At 67.5% G+C, this 22,782-nt stretch carries 15 protein-coding genes and 1 tRNA gene; 7 read left to right on the plus strand and 9 right to left on the minus strand.

The window, feature by feature from the left end; translation table 11 throughout:
* Positions 1-469: 469 nt before the first annotated feature.
* Positions 470-3,253 carry a BTAD domain-containing putative transcriptional regulator gene (locus ACLJQ7_RS25835; protein WP_410650750.1) on the minus strand — a complete coding sequence of 928 codons (2,784 nt, stop codon included), beginning with the start codon at positions 3,251-3,253 and terminating at the stop codon, positions 470-472.
* Positions 3,250-4,971, minus strand: a complete 1,722-nt coding sequence (locus ACLJQ7_RS25840; protein WP_410650751.1) for a BTAD domain-containing putative transcriptional regulator — start codon at positions 4,969-4,971, stop codon at positions 3,250-3,252. The genes ACLJQ7_RS25835 and ACLJQ7_RS25840 overlap by 4 nt, the downstream gene beginning before the upstream one ends.
* Before the next feature lie 211 nt (positions 4,972-5,182).
* Here ACLJQ7_RS25840 and ACLJQ7_RS25845 point away from each other — a divergent pair, with 211 nt between their 5' ends.
* On the plus strand, positions 5,183-7,093 hold the full coding sequence (locus tag ACLJQ7_RS25845; protein WP_410650752.1) for a BTAD domain-containing putative transcriptional regulator: 1,911 nt from the start codon (positions 5,183-5,185) through the stop codon (positions 7,091-7,093).
* A 27-nt stretch (positions 7,094-7,120) separates the two neighbouring features.
* On the opposite strand, the gene ACLJQ7_RS25850 is transcribed toward ACLJQ7_RS25845, so the two are convergent.
* Positions 7,121-7,492 carry a hypothetical protein gene (locus ACLJQ7_RS25850; protein WP_410650753.1) on the minus strand — a complete coding sequence of 124 codons (372 nt, stop codon included), beginning with the start codon at positions 7,490-7,492 and terminating at the stop codon, positions 7,121-7,123.
* A 367-nt stretch (positions 7,493-7,859) separates the two neighbouring features.
* Here ACLJQ7_RS25850 and ACLJQ7_RS25855 point away from each other — a divergent pair, with 367 nt between their 5' ends.
* Positions 7,860-8,426: a response regulator transcription factor gene (locus tag ACLJQ7_RS25855; RefSeq protein WP_410650754.1), complete on the plus strand. Its 567-nt coding sequence runs from the start codon at positions 7,860-7,862 to the stop codon at positions 8,424-8,426.
* A 639-nt stretch (positions 8,427-9,065) separates the two neighbouring features.
* Here ACLJQ7_RS25855 and ACLJQ7_RS25860 read toward each other — a convergent pair.
* The 3 genes from ACLJQ7_RS25860 to ACLJQ7_RS25870 all read right to left on the minus strand — a co-directional run bounded on the left by ACLJQ7_RS25860 (position 9,066) and on the right by ACLJQ7_RS25870 (position 11,936).
* Positions 9,066-9,329, minus strand: coding sequence for a hypothetical protein (locus ACLJQ7_RS25860; protein ID WP_410650755.1), 264 nt, complete (start codon positions 9,327-9,329; stop codon positions 9,066-9,068).
* Positions 9,330-9,743: 414 nt separating this feature from the next.
* Positions 9,744-10,376 carry a helix-turn-helix transcriptional regulator gene (locus ACLJQ7_RS25865; protein WP_410650756.1) on the minus strand — a complete coding sequence of 211 codons (633 nt, stop codon included), beginning with the start codon at positions 10,374-10,376 and terminating at the stop codon, positions 9,744-9,746.
* 657 nt (positions 10,377-11,033) lie between these two features.
* Positions 11,034-11,936, minus strand: coding sequence for a LysR family transcriptional regulator (locus ACLJQ7_RS25870; protein ID WP_410650757.1), 903 nt, complete (start codon positions 11,934-11,936; stop codon positions 11,034-11,036).
* 494 nt (positions 11,937-12,430) lie between these two features.
* Between ACLJQ7_RS25870 and ACLJQ7_RS25875 the strand changes: the two genes are divergently transcribed.
* Positions 12,431-13,981 carry a flavin-containing monooxygenase gene (locus ACLJQ7_RS25875; protein ID WP_410650758.1) on the plus strand — a complete coding sequence of 517 codons (1,551 nt, stop codon included), beginning with the start codon at positions 12,431-12,433 and terminating at the stop codon, positions 13,979-13,981.
* 228 nt (positions 13,982-14,209) lie between these two features.
* Here the strand turns inward: ACLJQ7_RS25875 and ACLJQ7_RS25880 are convergent, their stop codons facing one another.
* Both ACLJQ7_RS25880 and ACLJQ7_RS25885 read right to left on the minus strand, forming a co-directional pair.
* Positions 14,210-14,416, minus strand: coding sequence for an ATP-binding protein (locus tag ACLJQ7_RS25880; protein WP_410650981.1), 207 nt, complete (start codon positions 14,414-14,416; stop codon positions 14,210-14,212).
* 1,181 nt (positions 14,417-15,597) lie between these two features.
* Positions 15,598-15,670, minus strand: a tRNA-Ala gene (locus tag ACLJQ7_RS25885).
* A gap of 270 nt (positions 15,671-15,940) precedes the next feature.
* Here ACLJQ7_RS25885 and ACLJQ7_RS25890 point away from each other — a divergent pair.
* Both ACLJQ7_RS25890 and ACLJQ7_RS25895 read left to right on the plus strand, forming a co-directional pair.
* A complete protein-coding gene (locus ACLJQ7_RS25890; RefSeq protein ID WP_410650759.1) occupies positions 15,941-18,091 on the plus strand; it encodes an RICIN domain-containing protein in 2,151 nt (716 codons plus the stop codon).
* 211 nt (positions 18,092-18,302) lie between these two features.
* The gene (locus ACLJQ7_RS25895; RefSeq protein WP_410650760.1) at positions 18,303-18,857 is read left to right on the plus strand and encodes an HdeD family acid-resistance protein; all 555 of its coding nucleotides are present in this window, start codon (positions 18,303-18,305) and stop codon (positions 18,855-18,857) included.
* On the opposite strand, the gene ACLJQ7_RS25900 is transcribed toward ACLJQ7_RS25895, so the two are convergent.
* Positions 18,844-19,566 (minus strand): hypothetical protein, encoded by a 723-nt coding sequence (locus ACLJQ7_RS25900; RefSeq protein WP_410650761.1) that lies wholly within the window; start codon positions 19,564-19,566, stop codon positions 18,844-18,846. The genes ACLJQ7_RS25895 and ACLJQ7_RS25900 overlap by 14 nt on opposite strands.
* 25 nt (positions 19,567-19,591) lie before the next feature.
* Here ACLJQ7_RS25900 and ACLJQ7_RS25905 point away from each other — a divergent pair, with 25 nt between their 5' ends.
* Together ACLJQ7_RS25905 and ACLJQ7_RS25910 are read left to right on the plus strand one after the other, a co-directional pair.
* Positions 19,592-21,244 (plus strand): FAD-dependent oxidoreductase, encoded by a 1,653-nt coding sequence (locus ACLJQ7_RS25905; protein ID WP_410650762.1) that lies wholly within the window; start codon positions 19,592-19,594, stop codon positions 21,242-21,244.
* Entirely contained in the window at positions 21,241-22,662 is a 1,422-nt protein-coding gene (locus ACLJQ7_RS25910) for an ATP-binding protein (RefSeq protein ID WP_410650763.1), read from the plus strand. The genes ACLJQ7_RS25905 and ACLJQ7_RS25910 overlap by 4 nt, the downstream gene beginning before the upstream one ends.
* The last annotated feature ends 120 nt before the right edge of the window (positions 22,663-22,782 follow it).

The following is a 22,782-nucleotide window of genomic DNA, read 5'->3' on the forward strand; positions in this document are numbered from 1 at the left end:
TCCCTTGTGGACGATGCCCCTCACTGACCGTCTGTGCCGCTCACGAGACGCGCCCCACCGCGCCGTCGGCGCCCTTGCCACAAGGTGTGAAGGTAGTAAAGGCATCCTTGAGGGACTCGTCTTTGTTGGCCCACTGGTGAGGCAGGGGTCGAGCCTGAGGGGTTCGGGACGTTGAGGCGCTGGTGTTCTTCTACGCCTGGCGTTGTCGATGAAGGATTCAGGACAGATCCTTCATCAACGACACTCGGCCCGCCGCCGCGGATCGTGACCGGGCACGACCTCACTGCCTTCAGAGTAGGCGAGGATGCCTTCACGGAGCCACCTTTGCCTTCCCCCACAAGAACGCGAAACGCCACTCACGACCCCGGCGCCGAACACCGAAAGCGACACAGACCAGCGACCACCCGACTTTGCCGGAGCCTCGCGGCTCAGCCGAGTGAAGGGGCCTTCACGCGTGAAGCCCTTCGGGTCAGGACAGTCCGCCTAACTGGGCACGGACGTCTTCGGCGGCCGCGTCACCAAGGTGGTCGAAGAGATCCAGTGCGGCTGACAGCGCCTCGATGGCTTCCGCCCGCCTGCCGGGTAATAGCAGGTACGTCTCGCCGAGCGCGCGCAGCGAAAGCGCCTCCTCGCGCCGTGCTCCCACTATTCGCGCGAGCCGCCGGGCCTCGATGAAGTGGTTCACCGCCGGACGGTTGTCCCCGGCCCGCGATTCCAGCCTGCCGATTCCGCGCAGGCTGGAACTCTGCCCGGACAGGTCGCCCTGCTCCTCGCGTATCGCCAGCGCCTGTTCGTGCCGTTCCCGTGCCTCGCTGAGCCTGCCCAGCGCGGTGTAGGCCTCGCCAAGACACGCGAGAAGTCCCGGCAACCGCTTGGCGACCTCGCGGTGCTCTCCGGTCAACGCCTTCTCGAGCTGTTCCGCGGCCTCGGCGGGATGGTCCGTGCCGAGCAAGGCGTTACCGATGGCGTTGCGGACGTAGGGCCGCACCCCCGGCTCCGTGTTGATCTCGTCCGAGGCGAGTAGCTCGAATGCCTCCGCCAGTGTCCGGTCGAACTGGCTGACCTGGTTATACGCGATCAGCCGGTTGTATCGGCAGCGAACCTCCGCGTTCGGGTCGCCGAGGGCCCGGCACTGCTCGATCGCGATCGTCATCGTGTGGATCCATTCCGGGAAATGGCAGCGTCTGATGAAGAACCCGATCAGGAAGTTCGGGATCAGCCAGGCGTGCCTGCGAAATCCCGCCGATGCGGCCAGCTCGATGACAGCCAGCATGTTGGGCAACTCGGCTTCGCACCATTCCGTGGCCATCCGCTGATACGTGAACTCCGGTGGAGTGACGGCTTCCGGCAGAGGTTCCATCGGTGGGCCGGGCGCTCGTGGTTGCGGGGACAGCAGAGTGTCGGCCGCCTGTGCGCCGTGGAGATACCAGCCGACAAGCCTGCGCTGGGCCGATTTCTTGGCCTCCTCAGGTTCGTCGAGTTCGAAACGCTCCAGCGCGTAGGCGCGGATCAGGTCATGCAGCCGGTAGTAGCCCGCCGCTCGTACCTCCAGCAGGTGGGCTTCCTGCAACGCGCGGATCGCGCTCTCGGCATCCGGGGCCGCGCAACCCGCCATCGCCGCCGCCATCGGGGCCGAGACGTCCGGCCCCGGAAAGCCGCCCAGCAGGCGGAAGACGCGCGCGTGTTCCGGTGCCAGCGCGGCGTACGACCAGGAGAACACCGCCCGCAGGGACGTGCTGTCCTCGCCCACGGACAGCACGTCCAGCCGTCGATGGGCCTCGGTGAGCTCGGTGACCAGCTCGGCGAGGTCGCGGCGCGACCGCATCGCGGCACGCTCGGCGACTATCCGCAACGGCAGGGGCATCAACCCGCAGAGCCTCGCCAGGTCGGCCGCGGCGGCGGGTTCGGCGGCGACCCGCGGGTGGCCGATGATCCCGGCGAGCAACGCCACCGCCTCGGATTCCGCGAGCATGTCCACCGGCAGGCGCAACGCGCCCTCGCTGACGGCCAGCCCGCGCAACCGCCGGCGACTGGTGACGATTGTGAGGCAACCGTCCGTGCCCGGCAGGAGCGGCCGGACCTGTTCGGCGTCCTGGGCGTTGTCCAGCACGATCAGTGCCCGCTGGCCGGCGAGCAACGTGCGCAGGTAGGCCACTCGCGCGCCGTCGTGCGCAGGTATCCGGTCGGCCCGGGCCCCGATGGCACGCAGCAGCGCGCCCGCCGCGGCACCGGTCGACAGCGGCTCACCACCCGGTGCGAAACCACGCAAGTCCACATAGAACCGGCCATCGGGAAAAAGGCCGGCGACCTCGTTTCCGAACCGCACCGCCAGCGCGGTCTTCCCGGAACCACCCGCGCCGTGCAACACCATCAGCCGTGGGGAACCGGCAGGCGCGCGGGCGAACTCGTGCATCCGGGCCAGCTCGGCCTGCCTGCCGGTGAACGAACGTACGTCCGGGGGCAGGTGCTTCGGCGCGAGGTCGCCCGCGGGTGCCGTCTTCTGGCCACCGGTAATTTCGGCGAGCAGGGAACTCAGGTCCGCCGAGGGCGCCATCCCGAAGCGCTCGCGCAGTTCCCGCTCGACCAGTTCGTAATGGGTCAGGGCTTCGTGATCCTGACCGCACTCGTGCAGAGCCCGGATGAAGCACGCGGCGAGCCGCTCCCGCATCGGGTTGGCGGCGGCGGGCTCGCGCAGGGTCGCCACGACCTCCGCGGGTCTGCCGAGTTCGAGCAGGACGCGTGCCCAGGATTCCAGGACGTTCAACCGGTGTTCGATACAGGAGTTCCGCTGTGCTTGGGCGAACGGCCCCTGAACGCCCGCGAGCGGTTCACCACGCCACTTCGACAGCGCGGTGTGCAGGGAGATCGCCGCGTCGTCGAGCCTGCCGTCCGCCGCGGCCTGGTAACCCTCGTCCGCGAGCCTGGAGAACTCCTGGATGTCCACTGTTCCTGGCGGAAGGCGCAGCTGGTATCCGCCTCCTGTCCGCACCAGCAGCCCAGGCGGCTGGTCCCGCGGCCGGTTCGGCTCCAGCGCCCGGCGCAGGCCCGACAGGTAGGTCTGCATGTTGCCGGCCGCGCTCGACGGTGCCGCGTCCCCCCAGACGAGCGAGATCAGCTCGTCCGGCTGGACCACCTCGGGTGCGCGCATCGCGAGTGCGGCCAGCACCGCCTGCCGGGTGGGGCCGCCGAGCGACACCGGGCTGCCGTCGACGAGCGTCTCCACCTTGCCGAGCAGTCTGATCTCGATGGTCATCGCGTGCCCGCCCGGGTGAGCAGCCTGCCATACCTGCGTACCAGCGCAGGTACTCGATATCTGTCGCCGCCGAGGTGATCGAGCAGGCACGATTCGACCAGTTCCGCCAGTGCCACAGGTTCGTGTTCACGAGGCAGCCCGGCGATGTGCTCCTCTTCGCCGATCCTTGAACTCAGCCGGGTCAGGAGTGCCAAGGCGGGCGCGGACAGCGTCCGGGTGGTGTGCTCGAGTCCGGCGAGGACGGACGACTCGCTGTCGTTATCGCCCGGAGAAAGCAACTCCAAGAAATTTTCGTGGTTCCGGAGCCGCAGGGTGAACTGCCGGACCGTGTCGGCCTCGGCGAGGAGGACGGCGGCGGCCCGCACGGCCAGTGGAACGTAGCCGCATACTTCCACGATGCGGGCCACTCGCGGGTCGGAAAGCGGGACGTCCAAAGGGGTTCCACAGCCGCCGATCAGCAGCCGCTTGGCGGCATCGGGCTCGAGTGCGGGCAACGGCACCCGGCGCACTTTATCCAAAGTGGACAGGCGGCTTCGGCTGGTGACGATGGCGGCGCTGGTGGTGCCTTCCGGGAGCAACCGGGCCACCTGTTCCGCGTCGGCGGCATCGTCGAGTACCACGAGGACACGGCGAGCGGTCAGCAGCGAGCGCCACCGTGCGGCCTTCTGTTCCACTGTGCCCGGTAGGTCATCGGTGTGGACGCCCAAGTTCAGCAGCTGATGATCGAGCAGTTCACTCATCGGCGGCACGCTGGTGCGCTCCGAACCGCCGAGGCTGAGGTAGAGCTGGCCGTCGGGGAACCGGGGCGCCAGTTCGTGGGCCACCTGGCAGGCGAGGGCGGACTTTCCGATACCGGCGTGTCCGGTGATCACGATGGGCAGGTCCGCCGGATGGGAAAGCTCGGCCGTTTCGTGCTCCCTGCCGACGAACCCCCACGGCCGGTGGGGCAGCTGCGCCGGCCGGACGGCCCTGGGCGAACTGTCCGGCGTCGCCGATCTTCCGTCCGATGTGGACGGACTGGTCGCGGTGCTCACGGTGTCGACATCGCCGGTCAGCATCTGCTCGTAGAGCTCGTCGGCCTCGGCGCCGGGCTGGGTGCCGGTCTCCTCCCTCAGCCGCCTGCGGAAGGTGTCCAGCTTGCCGAGTGCCTCCGCCACCTGTCCGGCACGGTAAAGACTTGTGCTGTGCAGCACGGCGACCCGCTCGTCCAACGGATACGCGTGGGTGAGACTGGTGCACTCCGCCACCGCCTCGGCGACCTGTGACGTGGTGAGCAGCGCCTGCACGCGCAGCTTGCGCAGCGCGAGCCAGCGATCCTCCAACCTCCGCCGCTCGGCATCGGCGACCGGCCCCGCTATCTCCGGCAGCGGGGCACCGGTCCACAACTCCGTGGCTCGGTCCACGGCGTCGAAGCATGTCTCGACCGCGCCTCCGGACCAAGCGTGCGCCGCACGGTCGACCCAGCTGTCGAATTCCAGCGCGTCCACATCCTCGACACGGACGTCGAGCCGGTACCCGTCCCGATCGGTATGCAAAACCTGGGGTTCACCGAGTATTTTCCGCAACTCCGAAATGTAGGTGTGCAGGTTTCCGGTGGCGCTGGGTGGCGGCTCCTGGCCCCAGACCGTGCGGACGAGTTCATCCTGGCGTACGGGCCGCCCCGCGCGCAGGGCCAGGCCGGCCAGCACCGCGCCTTGCCGTGGCCGGTCGAATTGCACGGTGATTCCGTTTCGCCGTATCGCGATGGTACCGATCAATCGAATGGCAGGCTGTTCCTCAGCGTCCACGCTGATCATTACCGACCTTCCGGGCAAAGCGAGGATTCTTCATAAATACCTTGCTCATTTGAGCGGTCGTCCCTTCGGTGCCTGCCGTTCTGTGACCCTTATACTGTGTGGACGCGGCAGCCCGGGGAAAGGTTGGGGCCGAATGGGTGTCGATAGGACTCTTTCCATCGAACTCCTGCGCCCGTTACGGGTGCGGATGGCCGGCCGCGAAGTCCCGGCCGGGCCACCGCGTCAGCAGGCCGTGCTCGCCTACCTCGCCCTGCATGCCGGCACCGTCGTGTACCGGGACGAGCTGATCGACGCGATCTGGGGGGAAGCGGCCCCGCCCTCCGCGGTCGGAAACCTGCACACGTACGTGTCCGCGTTACGGCGAGTACTCCGCCACGACGATCAGGGCGACGGGCGGATCTTGCTGGCGTCGGGTTCCGGCTACCTGCTCGATGCGGCCGACGACCAGCTCGACCTTCGCCAGTTCGAAGGTGGGCTGGCGAAGGCGGCCCGGTGCCGGCGGGCCGGCTCGCCCGCTGAAGCCTTGCGGGAGTGGCGCGACGCCCTGCGGCGGTGGGTGGGCACGCCGTTCGCCGGCATGGAGGCGCCGTTCGTGAAGGTGGAACGGACCCGCTTGGCCACGCTTCGGCTGGCCGCGATCGCCGATATCGCCGAGACATCCCAGCGATACGGTAACGAGTCCGACATCCTCGCCGCGCTGACCACGCTCCGCCAGGCGCTCGAAGAGTATCCGCTGCACGAACGCCTCGCCGCACTACGTATCGACATCCTGAACTCACGTGGACGCCGCGCGGACGCGCTCGCGCAGTTCGAGCGCACGAGGCGACTGCTCGTCGACGAACTGGGGATCGAGCCTGGTGAGCGGCTGCGGAACGCTTATCGGCGCACCCTCGCCGGTGTGTCGACCTCGGCGGTCGCGAAGCCGTGGCCTCGTCGAAGTCCGGCCGGATCGACCCGGCTGCCGCCGAGGCCGGGCTCGTTGGCAGGCCGGGAGGCCGAGCTCGCCGAACTGGGTGAGAGCCTGGCCGAGCTGCCGTCGAGCCCGCTGGTCGTATGCGCCATCGACGGTCCTCCCGGCATCGGCAAGACAGCGCTCGCCGTCGAGTTCGCCCACCGGGTACGCGAGCGGTTTCCGGACGGATGCCACTATCTGAACCTGCGGGGGCTGCGCGGACCGGGCTCTCCACTGACCGTGGCCGAGGCGTCGCGGGCCTTGGCCACGGCCATCGGCGGCGTGGCGGTCGCGCCCGCCGACGGACTCGACACGTATCGCCGTCTCATGGCGGACAAACAAGCTTTCCTGCTCCTCGATGACGCCGTCGACATCTGCGAGATTCGCCAGTTGCTCGTCGCGGGCGCCGGAACGATGGTGGTGGTCACCAGCAGACGACGGCTGGGTGGTCTGGTCGTGCGGGACGGGGCGGTGCGGATGTCGCTCGATGTGCTGTCGCCCGGCGAAGCGGCCGACGTGCTGACCAGGCCTTTGGGGCGGTCCCGGGAAAGCCTGGACGGAGCGGAGGTGGACGAGGCCGCGCGGCTGTGCGGTGGTCTGCCACTGGCCTTGTCGCTGGCGGCCGAGCAGTTACGTGCCATGCCGAGTCCCGACGCCGCCCGGCTACGGGACTGGTTGCGGGACCCTCGTACCCGGCTGTCCAGGCTCAGCCCGGTTCCCGGTTCCGGCCCGTCCTGGACGGTGGAGGAGGTGTTCTCCTGGTCGTTCTCCGACCTGGACTCCGACAGCGTCGAGGTGTTCGGGCGTCTCGGGGACCTGGAGGGCGAATCGGCGACGGCCGAAGCGGTGGCGGGCGACTGGCCCCTCGAGCGTGCGGGGCGGGCCCTCGAGGAACTCGCGATGGCAGGCCTGCTCGACTGGGGCCCACGGGGCACCTACCGCATCAACCCCCTGCTGCACCTGTATGCCGCCGGTCTGCGACACGCGGGCGCCGTCCGGAACGGCCACGGCCGACCGGGCCGGCTCTTCGGCCCGGCACGAGCCGGTACGCCTACTCGAATCGAGGAAAAGCCGCGCGGCAACGCCCGGTAGGCCGCTTGTGAAGGTCGACGGTCATTCTTAATGGTTCTTCACGTACTGGAAGTCCAGAAAGGATCCCTTGGTGCTTACGTCCGTGAAGTCCGAGTTATTGGTGTAGCTGTATCCTTCGTCGAAACTTTGGTTGTTGCCGCGTGTCGACGTGACGTGCAGGTAATAGCTCTCGCCGCGGTAGCGGTTGCCCTTCCAGCAGCTGTTGGCGAAAGTAATGGTGCTGGAGAAACCGCCGCTGTCCGGGAACACGGCGGTCACCGCGTAGTCGCCTACTCCGTAGTTGCACAGGCTGAACAGGGTGCTCCCGGCCGGTGCGGCCGTCGCCTGTCCACTCATGGCGAGAGTGCCGAGGACGGCCGCGGTCGCGCCTACGGCGATTTTTCGGGTCAGTGATGACATCGGCTGCACGTTCCCTTCGTCGAGAAGTGAGAATGACCGGTACGTATTGACGAACCATATTCTTCCGGCAAATGATGGGACTACGCGACCAATTCGCCGCGTACTGCCCGTTCGGTACCCCGGATGGTGCCCGAACGCGTTGCTCAGTGATGTCGGGCGGCCGGATCTTGTCCTTCGAGACCCGGAACTCTGCTCATTTGAGCGGACGATGCCTGCCTGAAGAGGCTATGTGGTCTTTGTGGAGTGTGGTTGGAGCGTACGAGTGCACACTTGAGCACCTAGGGAGTGGTGCTCGCGGAGGTATGTGGTGGAGCAGACGGTTCAAGTCACGGTCGAGGCGCTGGATCCGATCACGGAGGCGGGGTTGGTGACACATTTGAAGTGCCTGCGTGAGGTGCGGGTCCTGCCGAGAAACCAAGCCGGTGGAGCAGACGTCGTCGTCGCGGCATTCGACCGTATGTCGACGGACGTGGTCACCGCTTTGCGCCGGGTGGGGAGTGAGATCGGCAAGCCCATCGTGCTGATCGTCGATGAACTCAAGGACGACGAGTTGTTGCTGGCGGTGGAGTGCCGGGTCGTCGCGGTGCTGCCCAGGACGGCCATATCGGACGGTACGTTGCCGCGGATCGTCCGCACCGCCGCCGAAGGTGGTGCCGCACTGTCCCCGGACCGGCTCGGTGAGCTTTTCGCGCATATGGAGCGGTTGTGGCAGCTGGTGCCGCGAAGGAGTGGGCTGAGGGCGACCGAGCTGGCCGGTCGGGAGATCGAAGTTCTGCGGCTGATCGCCGAAGGCTGGGAGACCGCCGAGATCGCGAACAAGCTGTGTTACTCCGAGCGCACGGTGAAGAACATCCTGTACGGCATCACGAGGAGGCTCAACCTCCGAAACCGTTCGCACGCGGTGGCTTGCGCGTTGAGGGCAGGCATCATCTAGCTGAGTGATTCCGTGAAGGTCGTGTGAGGCGTGGAACTCGTGTGCTCGGAACCGGAACTCGTCGTTCTCGGGGTTAAGTGGGACCGAGGAGCCTGGGCTGTCTCCGCACTGAGATGGCTCGCCTCCGGTCACGCGAGTTCCGGCTTCCCGCACAAGAGGCACGCGTGCGGTCGCACAAGAAACCGGCATCGAGACCCCGGCGGCACCCTTCACGGAATCACTCATCTGGACAGCGTCTCGTGAAACGCGTTCGGATGAGTGCCGCGCCCCGGCTCCCGGTCGCGAGGGCGCGCGGTGTGGGTGTTCGGCGGGTTCGCGCGGCGTGATCAGCGGGTGAAGGTTCGCGGTAGCCGCGCGGGTCGGTATTCGATGGCGAGCGGAAGCCCAAGCTGCCGAAGCGGGCCGAAACTCCTTCGCGAACTCACGCCCGGGTGCTCGCCCGGTCTGTGGCCGGTTGTCCTCTGCCACGGCCAAGGGGCCACGGCGGGGTCGCGAGTGGTAAGTGACGGTTTAACCTTTGCCGCTCGCGAACCCGTGTGAACCTGTGCGTATGGGCATCAATCGGACGTTCTCCGCAGAGAAGTGTTCTGTGTGAATACTCGGTGCACGGACGGACTCGTCGGCCAGTCCGGCCTGCGGTCAGACCGTGGATGCGCGGCGAAGTGACAGGCTGATTCTCGGGGGCAGCTCGGCGTGCCCGGACGGTAGCGGTCCTCCAACCGCCAGGTCGAGCAGAACCCCGCGGGTCACGATCCCAGCGGCGGAGGCCGTCGTCGAGCCGATGGTGACGCCCGCGGCCGTCACGACCTGGTCCCTCGGGCGGCCGGGGTAGACCTCGTTGTCGGTCGACCAGTGCGCCAACGCGTCGATGTACGTTGACTTCGCGTGGTGGTTTGTGAGCATTATCAGATCGGCCGCCGCGCCCACTCCGGTGCGAGACCACCGTCGAGGGCGCGAACGGGCTGCTGATCATCGGGTGGGCGTGATCGGTTGCGCCCGTGACACCCCATCGGCCGGTTCGCATCTCGGCGGCGGCGTTCGCGCGCACGTCGTCGGTGACGAGGTCGAGCGTGCCGAGTTCGTCGTCGGAGCCCCGCCGGCCCCGTTACCGGGCAGGTCGGACCGGTCATGCGGGTGGTACCTCTCCTTGGGAATCACCGTGATGGCGGGCGACGGCTCCGCGCGTCGAGACCGGAGTGCTTGACCGAGCGAGTCCGCTATCGGTGCTTGACTGGCGTACTCCACCGGCACTTGGGCTTCCCTGGCGGACGACACCGGTCTCCCCGGAACTGGCGTTGTTGTTCAAGTGCCGGACATTCAGATCGCTCCCGTTCGGACGGCGAAGGCCAGGGCGTGGGACCGCGAACGGAAGTTGTGCCGTCGCTTCAGTCCGGAAAGGACGCTCTTCACCGTGCGTTGCGAGTAGCCGAGTTTCGCCGAGATCTCATCGGTGTCCAAACCTTCCGCCACCAGGCCGAGTACCTCCCGCTCGCGGGTGTTCAGTCCGGACAGGGAGATCCCGCGTGGTTCCAGCTCGGTCCGCCGGAGGGCGTCCAGTTCGGCGAGCAGGGCGCCCTGGAGATCGGCGGGCAGGCAGGCACCGCCCGCCGCTATGAAACGCACCGCTGCCGCGAGCCGGTGACTGGTCGCGGTCGCTCGGTTCAGCACCCCGAAAACCCCGCTTTCGGGCAAGGACAGGGCGCTGGCCCGATCCACATGTTCGGTCACCACGAGGTAGCGAGGCCGCGCGGACGCCGGGAGCTCCGCGCGTTCCCGGTACAGCTCGCTCAGTGTGGCATCGTTGAGCACGGATACAACTCGGACCACCACCGTGGCAAGTCGGCGCTCGGTTGTGCCGACGATCCGCAGGCCACCGGCGCGCAGCATGTGCACGGTACCGGCCCGGCCAACCTCGTCGGCCGCTTCGACCAGGACTGCAACGTCGTTCACGACGCCTCCTTCGAGCTGCTACCGCTCAACTGTGCAGCTGTCGTCTTCAGTGCTTCTACAGGCGTGCCACATGGCACTAGTCTTCTGACGCTATTCGGCGGCTATCTGCTGCATCGTCTTTGACGAAGTTTGCTCAAATGAGCGAGCTGGTATCTCTCACGGGCCGGCTCGGTCAGTGCAGGCGGCGTCGATCGCGAGGCGGTGGCCGGGGTGGTCGAAGCCGGCCATCGACGCAGAGTTCGAGGTCAGCCGCATCGAGATGCCTTGGATTCTCGATTCGGTCCGGGGGCGTACGGGTCGAGTTCGATCTGCCGCAGCCGGTCGGTCACGCTGTGAGGCAAGTTGCGCGACGCATCCGGGGTGCGGCGTGTGGTGGTCATCACGTCGTCCGGTCGTACGCAACCGCGGTCCGTCCGGCGTCTGCCCGCGGCCCGAAAACGCTGATCACGCCGTGCGCGGTGCCCCGGTCATCGATGAACGGCGCGCTGACGGCGGCCAGGTCGTCGTCGCTCTCGCCATCGTGTTCGGCCGGCGCGGTGGTTGAGGATGGACTTGTAACCCTGGTCCATCCAGCACACCGACCTGCCCGGCGGGCAGCTACTGGACACCTCCACCGGGAACGCCAGCGTGGATGAATACCTGCGGCCGGGCACGGTCTTAGTTGCTCGCCTCGGTCAGCAGGGCCTGGGCGGACCGGCGAAACGCGGCCACCAGGTATGCGCTGTCCCCGGCGCGGGTGGCGAGCACCACCTGACATGGCTCGACCCCGTGCAGCGGGATCGAGGTCAGGTCCGGCCGGGTGCCCTCGGCGTGCAACCCGGCGGGCAGGATGGCGACCACCTGGCCGGACGCGATCAGCTCGAATACGTCCTCGAGGTGACTGACCAGCGGCCCTTCGGGTACCGGCGTGCCATCGGGACGGGGGTCGACACGCCAGAACGAGTCCCACTCGGCAGTGGGCAACCTCGGCACCGGCTCGGTCGCGATGTCGTCGAGGGTGACTGATTGGCGGCCGGCCAGCCGGTGGAACCGGGCGACGAGCAGCACACGGGGCTCGTGGTGCAGGACAGTGACCCGCAGTCCGTCGGTGGCGAACGGCAGCCGCGTCACGACCGCGTCCACCCGGTGGCCGAACAGGGCCGTCCGCACCTCCGCCAGCTCCAGGTGCAGTGTGTGCACCTCGGCCTCGGTGTGGTGGTGGCGCAGGTGCCGTACCGCCGGAGTGATGATCAGGCCGCGGGTATGGCCGACGGTGAGCTGATTCGGCACCGCGGCCGCACGGGCGTCCGCCGCGGCCAGTGCGGCGAGCGTCAGCAGTTGCCTGGCGTGGGGCAGGAACGCGGCCCCGGCAGGAGTCAGGCGGGTGCCCTGCCGGTCGCGGTCGAACAGCCGGGCTCCGACACGCTGCTCAAGGGTCCGGATCTGGCGGCTCAGGGTCGGCTGGGTGATGTGCAGCAGTGCCGCGGCACGGGCGAAGTGCTGCTGCTCGGCGACCACCGTGAAGTAACGGACCAGCCGGAGTTCGAACTCGGCCGACGGTACCGCGTTGGCTGTGTCCACAACACCGCAAGATAGCCCACTCGCGGCCCGTGATGCCCGGAACGCATCACGGGATGCGAAACAAGCCTTGGACGCGCCCCTGGGCAGCGTGGAGTGTGGGAACGGAGAGGAGGACGCCATGCGACTGATCTGCGTCGAAGAACATGCTGTCGCCCCGGAGAGCGTGCGGGCCGCCAAGTCCGCACATGGACCGTGTCTGCGGGCGACCGCGATGATCGCCGAGATGTTCCGAACCGGGCGACGGGGAAACGTTGGTCTTCATCGCTAGCGTGCGCTCCCCCGCTCTTTCAAGGCTTCCGGAGCTTTATCGCCACGTGGCTAATCGAGATAACGCGTCTGCCGATCGCGTCCTCGTTCTCTCTGACAGCCGTTGCCAGGGTGACCTTGTCGACCGTGCTCACAGTGCCCTGAGGGCTGGAAATCCGGACGTTGCCGACTTGGAGCGGGGTGACGGGATCGGGGTGAACTGATTCCCGCCATGCGCGACGACCGCTTTGTCAGAACTGATGTGGAGTGAAATCATGATCGAGTACCACGAGACCGTCGTTGTCGGCGGGGGTTTTGGTGGAATCTGCGCTGCGCACGACCTCCTGGAGGAGGGCCGGGGCGACTTCGTCATCCTCGAGCGTGCCGGAGAGCTGGGTGGGGTGTGGCGGGACAACCGCTATCCCAACGCGGCCTGCGACGTCCCGGCACATTTCTACAGCCTCTCGTTCGCGCCAAACCCGACGTGGACGCGCAGCTACGCGCCATGGGACGAGATCCTCGCCTACATCAACAAAGTGGCCGACGATCTGGGAGTCCGGGACCGCATCCGGTTCAACGCCACTCTGGTGTCGGCGAGCTGGGAGGAGCTCGCCGGTGTGTGGAACCTGCGTACCGCTGAGGGAGCATCGCTGTCGTGCCGGTTCCTGATCATGGCGAGTGGTTCACTCAGCACCCCTCGCGTTCCTGATCTCCCGGGCCGCGAGACGTTTCGCGGCGAGGTGATCCATACGGCGGAATGGGACGAACGAGTCTCCCTCGAAGGCCGGCGCGTGGTGGTCGTCGGTGCGAGTGCCAGCGCCGCGCAGGTTCTCCCTTACGCCGTCGACGTGGCCGAGAGCGTGCTGGCGGTGATCCGCACCCCGCCCTATGTGATGCCGAAGGACGAACAGTTCTACGACCTCGAGGCGCAGGCACGATTCCGGGACGAACCGGAGCGGATGGAAGCTATCCGCCTCGACGCCGAACACAGGTTCAACGTCGAGGCGGAAACACAGGCGGTCATGGACGAGGCCCAGCTCGCCAAGGTCGAAGGACAGTGGCGTGACTACATGGAGTCGGAGATCGTCGATCCCGGCCTGCGTAACCTCCTGACACCGTCGTACCGGTTCGGCTGTCGCCGGCCGGTCATCTCCAGCACGTTCTACCCTGCCCTCGCCGACCGCAGAACCACCGTCTGGTCGGCCGGGATCTCGTCCATGACCGCGACCGGCGTCGTGACCGACGACGGGCGCGAATGGGACGCCGACGTGGTCGTTCTCGCGACCGGCTTCACCGCGACCGACATGTACGCCGGGATAGAGTTCCACGGTGAATCCGCACGGTCGCTGAAGGCGGATGCGTGGCGCGAAGCGCCACATGCGTACAAGGGCACCCTCGTCGCGGAGTTCCCCAACCTCTTCCTCGTGACCGGTCCGCACACTCAGGCGAGTGGGTCCATCATCGCGGTCATCGAGGCGCAGATGAAGATGATCATGCAGTACATTCAGCTTGTCGACGAGAGCGGCGCCGTCTCCGTCCAGCCGTCGCAGACGGCTCAGCAGAGCTTCAACGACTGGGTCGACAGCGCGATGGCGGACTCCGTCTGGGAGGCCGGTGGGTGCCATAGCTGGTATCGCCTGGGCATGGCGGGCAAGGTCGTGACCAAATGGCCCGGAAGCCTTGCGAGCTTCCAAAAAATGACCAGCACGGTCGACCTGGGAGATCTCGTGTTGAAGTCTGGCGGGCCCGGGGCCCCGGCCCTGGCGGCCACGTCTGTCAACGACCCGGGTGCCCCGTAGGACGAGGACGTGGTGATGGTCGGTCGACACCGCAGGAACGAGCGGCGATCGAAGACCTCGCCGGAAGGCTTGAATCCCATCCCATCGACAAAGAGCCGCCGGGTGGCCTCGTAGTCCGCGGACCCGGCCACGACGTGCCCGAGCCACTCAGCTCGACCCGTCCCGGCCCGTGGTACAGGGCTGCCGTGGCCGGGATCCGCAGTACCACTCCCGCGCCCAGGATGCCGGTCATGATGCCAGCCAGGCGAGCCGGCCCGTGCGTAGTCGGAAGTACTCGGTGCCGGTCTCGATGATGGAGGCGTCGAACGTGAGCCGGTCAACGATCGCGGCGCAGAGGCGCGGGTCGGTGCAGGTGCGGGCCCATTCGCTGAACGCGGAGTTGCTCGCGATCGCGATGCTGGAGCGTTCCTCCCGCTCGGTGAAGACCTGGAACAGTAACTCGGCGCCGCGGGGCCAGGCGGGCCGCCGACGTGTGAGGTTTGTGTGGCCGTCGGTGTCCGCTCGGGATGTTGTGGCGCGCTGTCGTGCAGGTTTGCCCGTGAGGGTTCAGATGTGTGGCTGAAAGGCCTTTCCTTCGCTGACTTCATCGGTGTGCGGGTAGCGTCGGGCAAGTAGTTGATCATTGTTACGTGCTGCAGGAAGGAAGGGGCGTGGCGGATGTCCATGGTTCGCAGCGCGGGGCGGTCGGTGTGCTTACCGCTGTAGTGATCGGTGCTGTCGTATCGATGGCTGGAACGGCCGACGCGCAGTCGCAGTGGCCCCACAAGCAAGGGCACACGGGGCAGGTCGCCCCGGTCAGCTACCAGTGGCAGCACAAGGGCACCAGCGCCCAACGAGTCATGGCGCGCGGTAACCGGGCGTCGGTCAACACACTGGACGGATGGAAGGAAGATGGCTCGTGCGGGTGCGATTAGTGAAGTGCGCCACGTTTCCGCCGTTTATCTACGCAGGGCACACAGCACTCTGAGGTGCGGTCAATTTCTGACCGATATTGATCAGGTCTGTTGATTTACAAGTGCGGTCAGAACGCGCACATCTGCAGTCACTTCATACCGTCACAACCAACGCGGCCTGATCGCCGCGAGATCTGAAGGAGCGAAAGATGTCCCTAATTCGTCGGATTTCCTCAGCAAGCGTGCTTGCCGCGACGGTGGTAGGCGCCGTCCTGTCACTGGCCGGAGCGGCCAGCGCGGAGACTCCTGGAACGGACAGCACTCCGCCCGGCATCACCTGTTGTGCAATCGGCCATCCGTCCGTCGCCGCGCAGGGCACCGCCTACCCCGGCACCGAAAACTAGCCATGCCGCGCGGTCGTCGCCAGCTCCGAGTACGCCCTCGCGGCCCCGTGAGAGATCGCCTGGACCACCTCTGTCACCGCCACCACATCGTGAGCCCGAGCGGTGATAGTTGAGCTCGACGGTTGGCCACCGGTTCCTTCAAACAGCCAGTGTCGTCGAGTGATGGCCGATCGCGGCCGAGGAGCGCGCTGTCACACAAGGTCGTCACCGCAGCTACTGAACAGTAGCTGAAGTTCGCCCAGTCAATTCTCAAAGTGAAGCAGAACGAAAAAACCGCCTACCTCGGCACATGTGCCAGGTGGGCGGTGTTTCGTCACTGTGGAGCTAAGGGGACTCGAACCCCTGACCCCCTCACTGCCAGTGAGGTGCGCTACCAGCTGCGCCATAGCCCCGGAGCGGCGTTATTCTCCGCATCTCGTGTGTCCATACATTACACCGCCCGCGCAGGCCGTTCACGCGGGGGTCGCTCGATGTGTCCTTGGCGGGCGGAAATCGCGCTGACCTGCATCTTTGAGTCTTATTTTTAGCCTTGTATTGACTCTGCGTGTGACCGCCGTTACGTTTTCGACCATCGTGACGCCGAGGTCCCCGCCCGCTACGCCGCGTCTCCACTGGGCTCCGCCTCAGCTCGCCCCTGCCCGAATGACGCGGAGGAGGTCCCGATGCGGGCCAGAGCAGCCCTGGTAGCCCTGTTTTCCCTGGTCGGAGCGCTGATCGTGGTGGCTCCGGCGCAGGCGGCCATCGTCCCCGACACCTGGTACACGGTGTCGACGACCGGCGGGAAGTGCGTGGACGCGCGTGCCGCCGGAACGGCGAACGGGACGGTCGTCCAGCAGTACGCCTGCAACCAGACTTTGTCCCAGCAGTGGCAGTTCCAGCCCACCTCGGGCGGCTACTACCGGGTCAACACCCGCAACAACCCGGTACAGGTCTGGGACGTGGCCGAGGTGTCGACGGCCGATGGTGGGCTGATCCATCTGTGGGCCTATGGCGGCGGGAACAACCAGCAGTGGCAGCCGGTCGAGGAATCGAGTGGGGCGTATCACTTCGTGAGCCGCAACAGCGGCAAATGCCTGGACATCCCCGGTCTCTCGACCCAGGACGGCACGCAGCTCCAGCAGTACGCCTGCAACGGCACCGGCGCCCAGTCCTTCCGGCTCACCCCGGTCTCCGGCGCCGCGAACCCCGACCTCGGGCCGAACGTGCTCGTCTTCGACCCCGGTATGTCGCAGGCGGCGATCCAGTCCCAAGTGAACAGCGTGTTCTCGCAGCAGGAGACCAATCAGTTCGGCTCGAATCGCAAGGCGCTGCTGTTCAAGCCGGGTTCGTACAACGTGGACGTCAACGTCGGGTTCTACACGCAGGTGCTCGGGCTCGGGCTGTCTCCCGACAACGTGACGATCAACGGCGCGGTGCACGCGGAGGCCGACTGGTTCCAGGGTAACGCGACGCAGAACTTCTGGCGTGGCGCGGAAAATCTCTCCGTCACCCCCACCGGCGGCACCGACCGGTGGGCCGTTTCGCAGGCCGCGCCGTATCGGCGCATGCATGTCCGCGGCAACCTGCAGCTCGACGACGGCGGCTGGTCGAGCGGCGGGTGGATGTCCGACGTCAAGGTCGACGGCCAGGTCCGGTCCGGCTCGCAGCAACAGTGGATCTCGCGCAATTCGCAGTTCGGGAGCTGGAGCGGCTCCAACTGGAACATGGTGTTCGCCGGCGTCAACGGCGCACCTTCGACCAGTTTCCCGAATCCGCCGTACACCACGGTGAACACGACGCCGGTCGTGCGGGAGAAGCCGTTCCTCTACGTCGACGGCGCCGGCGCGTACCAGGTTTTCGTGCCTTCCAAGCGCACCAACGCCTCCGGCATCACGTGGGGCGCCGGGCAGCCGGGATCCTCGCTGCCGATCAGCCGGTTCTTCATCGCGAAGCCCGGCACGACGGCGGCGCAGATCAACGCGGCCCTCGCCGAAGGCAAAGACCTCCTGATCACCCCGGGTGTCTACCACCTCGCCGAGACACTCCGCGTCACCCGGCCGGACACCGTCGTGCTCGGCCTCGGCCTGGCGACGCTGATCCCGGACAACGGCATCACGGCGATGACGGTGGCCGACGTCGACGGCGTCAAAGTCGCTGGCGTGCTGATCGACGCGGGCACCACGAACTCCACCACGCTCATGGAGGTCGGCCCGGCGAATTCGGCGCAGGATCACGCGGCCAACCCGACCTCGCTGCACGACGTCTTCTTCCGCGTCGGCGGGGCGGGCGTCGGCAAGGCCACGAACAGCCTGGTGGTCAACAGCGACGACGTCATCGGCGACCACCTGTGGATCTGGCGCGCCGACCACGGCAACGGCGTCGGGTGGACCACCAACACCGCCGACACCGGCCTGATCGTCAACGGTGACGACATCACGATGTACGGCCTGTTCGTCGAGCATTACCAGAAGTACCAGACGATCTGGACCGGCGAGCGCGGCCGGACGTACTTCTATCAGAACGAAATGCCTTACGACCCACCGAATCAGACCGCTTGGATGAACGGCTCGACGCGGGGTTACGCGGCCTACAAGGTGGCGGACTCGGTGACGAACCACGAAGCCTACGGGCTCGGGAGCTACTGCTACTTCAACGTGAATCCGAGCGTGGTGGCCGATCGCGCAATTGAGGTGCCGAACACCCCGAACGTCCGGTTCCGCAGCATGGTCGCCGTCTCCCTCGGCGGGAACGGGACGATCAGCCGGGTGATCAACGACCGCGGCGGACCGGCGAACTCGGGATCGACCGTGGCGAATCTGGTCGCCTATCCCTGATGACCCCGGTGCGCGCCGGGATGGCGGTCGCGGCGCGCACCGGTCCTTCACTGCGGGGCGAACCGCGGGGGAGGCGGGGTTGCGAAAGCCACTTTCGCAACGTTGAAGGTTGCGAAAGTGGCTTTCGCAACGCTTGCCGGAGGCGGGAAAGGCCTCACCCCAACGGGTGGCGTGCCGCGCGCGGCCGCACAGGCGCTCCGATACTCGGGGCATGCCTCTCGCCGGTCTCACCGTCGTCGAACCCCGCCTGGCCTGGCCGCTCGCCGCCCTGCGCGGGGTTTTCGCCATCCTCTTCGGCATTCTCGCGTTGATCTGGCCGGGAACGACCGTCCTCGCCCTCGCGATCCTCTACGGGATCTACGCCATTTTCGACGGCATCGGCGGCATCATGCAGGCCTTCCGACCGGGTGACGCCGCCCATCGCGCCGCCTACGGGGTGCTCGGCGCGTTCGGGATCATAGCCGGTGTCCTGGTCCTGATCTGGCCGGGGATCACGGTGCTCGTGCTGGCCCTGCTGGTCGGCTTCTGGGCGATCTTCACCGGCATCGTCGAGATCGTCGCCGCGATCCGGCTGCGCAAGCAGATCGAGGGCGAGGCGTTCCTCATCGCGGCGGGCGCGCTTTCGCTGATCGCGGGCATCGTGATCGTGTTCAACCCGATCGCCGGCGCGTACGGGATCGCGGTGCTGGTCGGGATCTACGCCCTGATATACGGCGTGATCCTGCTCGTGCTGGCCTTCCGCCTGCGGAAGCTCACCCGAGCCTGAAAGCCTGCCGGAGATGGACCCGCGCTCCGGCGCGGCGCAGGTTCGACAGGCTCGGCGAGCCTTCCGCGGCGGTCGCGACGGCGAACCGGCGGCCTTCGCGGGCGGCCGCGGTCAGGCCGTGGAGGAGCAGCCGTGCCTGCGCGCCTTTGCCGCGATGCTCCCGCGGCGTGGCGGACCCGCCGAGGACGACACCGGAGCCGTGCGCACTCAGGGCCGCGGCGGAGATCGGCACCCCGTTCTCCATCAGCAGCGACCGCCTGATGCGCGGGTCGGCGTGTTCGGCGGCCATGAACGCCGTCACGACGTCGTCGCTTTCGTATCCGCCGAGCAGGACGCGGAGGAAGACGTCGAGGTCGGGTGAGTCGTCGACGTCCGCGTCCGACGCCGCGAAGGCGAGCGGAAGAGTCGCGATCGGACGGACACCGATGGGTACGAGACCGGCGCCGGGAAACAGGCCGGGCGGCAGCACCAGCGTCGGCGGGTCGCCGTTCCAGCACGACGCACCGGCCAGCCGGACGGCTCGCGGCAGGTTCGCTTCGGTGACGCCGGTGATCGTGCGCAGGAACCGCAACCCCGGGGCGGTGGCCAAGACGACGAACAGACCGTCTTCACGCCACGCGGAGAAGCTGCCCGGCAGATCCGCCGCCGTGGCCGCCTCGCACGCGACGGCGGCACGGGCGTAGATCACTTCTTCGGCCTCGGTCAGCATGACCCCAACGTAATAGGCTGATCCGGTGAGCCAGCCGATCCTGTTGACCGTCGACGACGATCCCGCCGTGTCCCGTTCGGTCGCCCGCGACCTGCGCAGACGCTACGGAAAGGACTACCGGATCATCCGGGCCGATTCCGGTGCCGACGCCCTCGAAGCGCTGCGCGAGATCAAGCTGCGCGGCGACGCCGTGGCCGCGATCCTCGCCGACTACCGGATGCCGCAGATGGACGGCATCGTCTTCCTCGAGAAGGCGATGGACCTGTTCCCGAACGCCCGCCGCGCGCTGCTGACCGCCTACGCCGACACCGACGCCGCGATCCAGGCGATCAACGTCGTCGACGTCGACCACTACCTCCTCAAGCCGTGGGACCCGCCGGAGGAGAAGCTCTACCCGGTCGTCGACGCGCTCGTGGAGACCTGGCGTGCGGTGGGGGAGCGGCCGGTCGACGAGATCAAGCTCATCGGCCACCGGTACTCCTCGCCGTCGTTCCACCTGCGCGACTTCCTGGCGCGCAACGCCGTGCCGTACCGCTGGTACTCCGTCGACGACGACGAGGGCCGCCGGATCCTCGAAGCGGCGGACGCCGCGCCGCAGGACATCCCGGTGCTGGTCACCCCGGACGGCACGGTGCTGCGCCAGCCGTCCGGGCCGGAGCTGGCCGACGCCGTCGGGCTGTCCACGCGCCCGGCGCAGGAGTTCTACGACCTGATCGTGATCGGCGGCGGGCCCGCGGGGCTCGGGGCGGCGGTGTACGGCGCGTCGGAGGGGCTGCGCACCGTCATCGTCGAGCGCAAGGCGACCGGCGGGCAGGCGGGTACCAGCTCCCGCATCGAGAACTACCTCGGCTTCCCGGACGGCGTTTCCGGCGCCCAGCTCACCGACCGCGCGCGGCGGCAGGCGCTCAAGTTCGGCGCCGAGGTGCTCACCGCTCGCGACGTCGTGGGCCTGGAGGCACGCGGCTCCGCGCGCGTGGTCATGTTCGGCGACGGGACCGAGATCTCCGCGCATTCCGTGGTGCTGGCCAGCGGCGTCACCTACCGGGCGCTGGAGGCTCCCGGCGTCGCCGAGCTCGCCGGCCGAGGCGTGTACTACGGCTCGGCAGCGACCGAAGCGCCCGAGTGCAAGGGCGAGCACGTCTACATCGTCGGCGGCGCGAACTCGGCGGGCCAGGCGGCGGTGTTCTTCGCCAAGCACGCCGCCGACGTCACCATCCTCGTCCGCGGCCAGTCGCTCGAAGCGTCGATGTCGCACTATCTGATCGAGCAGATCGCCGGGATACCGAACATCCACGTCCGCACCCGGACCACGGTGGCCGAGGCGCACGGCGACGATCATCTCGAACGGCTGACCCTGTGCGAAAACGGCGCGACCGAGACCGTGCCCACCGGGCACCTCTTCATCTTCATCGGCGCCGCCCCGCGCACCGACTGGCTCGGCACGGAGATCCAGCGTGACGACCACGGTTTCGTGCGGACCGGCCCCGATCTGCTCACCGACGGCGGCCCGCCGCCGGGCTGGCCGCTGGACCGCGACCCGCACTACCTGGAGTCGTCCATCCCGGGCGTGTTCGTGGCCGGTGACGTCCGGGCCGCGTCGGTGAAGCGTGTCGCGTCGGCCGTCGGCGAAGGCGCCATGGCGGTCACCCTCGTCCACCGATACTTGGAGGAGCAATGAGCGTTCTGCCCAGGGAGGAACTGCGCGGGCTCTTCCTCTTCGAGCATCTCAGCGAGGAACAGCTCGACTGGATCGACGAGCACGCCATACTGGAGCACTACACCGGCGGCGAGACGGTCATCCGCGAAGGCGAACCGGCCACCTGCTTCTATCTCCTATTGTCGGGCGCGCTGCGGATGACGCGGCTCGTCGGCGGCACCGAGGTCGAGACGATCCGGTCCGATCAGCGCGGTGCCTACTGCGGTGCGACGCAGTGCTTCGTGCACCAGGAGACCGAACACACTTACGGTGCTTCGGTGCACGCGGTCAGCGACCTCACCTTCCTGACCCTGCCCGCGGCCGAGTTCGCCACCGAGTTCCGACGCTGGTTCCCGATGGCGACGCATCTGCTGGAGGGCATGTACCTCGGCTGGCGCAACAGCGACACCGTGATCGGTTCGCGGCGGCGGCTGTTGGCGCTCGGCGAGCTTTCCGCCGGGTTGACCCACGAGCTCAACAATCCGGCGGCCGCCGCCGTCCGCGCGACGGCGGCGCTGCGGGAGCGGGTCGCCGGGATGCGGCACAAGCTCGCGATGCTGGCGAAGAAGAACGTCGACCCGACGCTGCTGGAGCAGTTGCTGGACATCCAGGAGCAGTTGGTCAAGCAGGTCGCCTTGGCCCCGAAGTTGACCGCCATGCAGCAGGCCGACCGCGAGGACGAGATCGGCGACTGGTTCGACGGCCACGGGATCGACCAGGGCTGGGACCTCGCCGACATCTACGTCCGCGCGGGCCTGACCGTGCCCGATCTGGACCGCCTGCTGGATTCGGTGGGCGAGACCTTCCTCGACGGCGCCGTCCGCTGGCTGGCCTACGCGCTCGAGACCGAGATGCTGATGGGCGAGATCGAGGATTCGACGACCCGGATCTCGGTGCTGGTCGGCAAGGCCAAGCAGTACTCCCAGATGGATCGGGCGCCACACCAGTGGATCGACGTCCACGAAGGACTCGACTCGACGCTGGTCATGCTCGCCGGGAAGATCGGGCCGGGAATCCGGGTCGTGAAGGAGTACGACCACGCGGTGCCGAGGATCCCGGCGTACGCGGGCGAGCTGAACCAGGTGTGGACGAACATCATCGACAACGCGCTCGGCGCCATGGGGACCGAGGGCACGCTGACCCTGCGGACGTCCAAAGTGGACGATCACGTGCACGTCGAGATCGGCGACACCGGCCCCGGTATCCCGGTGGAGGTGCGGCAGCGGATCTTCGAGCCGTTCTTCACCACGAAACCGGTGGGACAGGGGACCGGGCTCGGCCTGGACATCTCCTGGCGCATCGTCGTCGAACGGCACCAGGGCGATCTGCGGGTCGACTCGGCGCCCGGTGCCACGCGGTTCACCGTACGCCTGCCGGTCTCGGAGCAGTCCGTGATCTGATTTTCCTTCTACCCCAGCGTTTCGCCAGAAACTACCGACGGCTTCCGTTCATCGATCGTTCACTTCGAAATGGCTCACCCGCGCGTCAAAAGAGTCGAACGGGCTGAAAGATCGAGCTGG

The sequence above is a fragment of the Amycolatopsis sp. cmx-4-54 genome, from assembly GCF_046548895.1.
In the GTDB taxonomy this organism is placed as follows: Bacteria; Actinomycetota; Actinomycetes; order Mycobacteriales; family Pseudonocardiaceae; genus Amycolatopsis.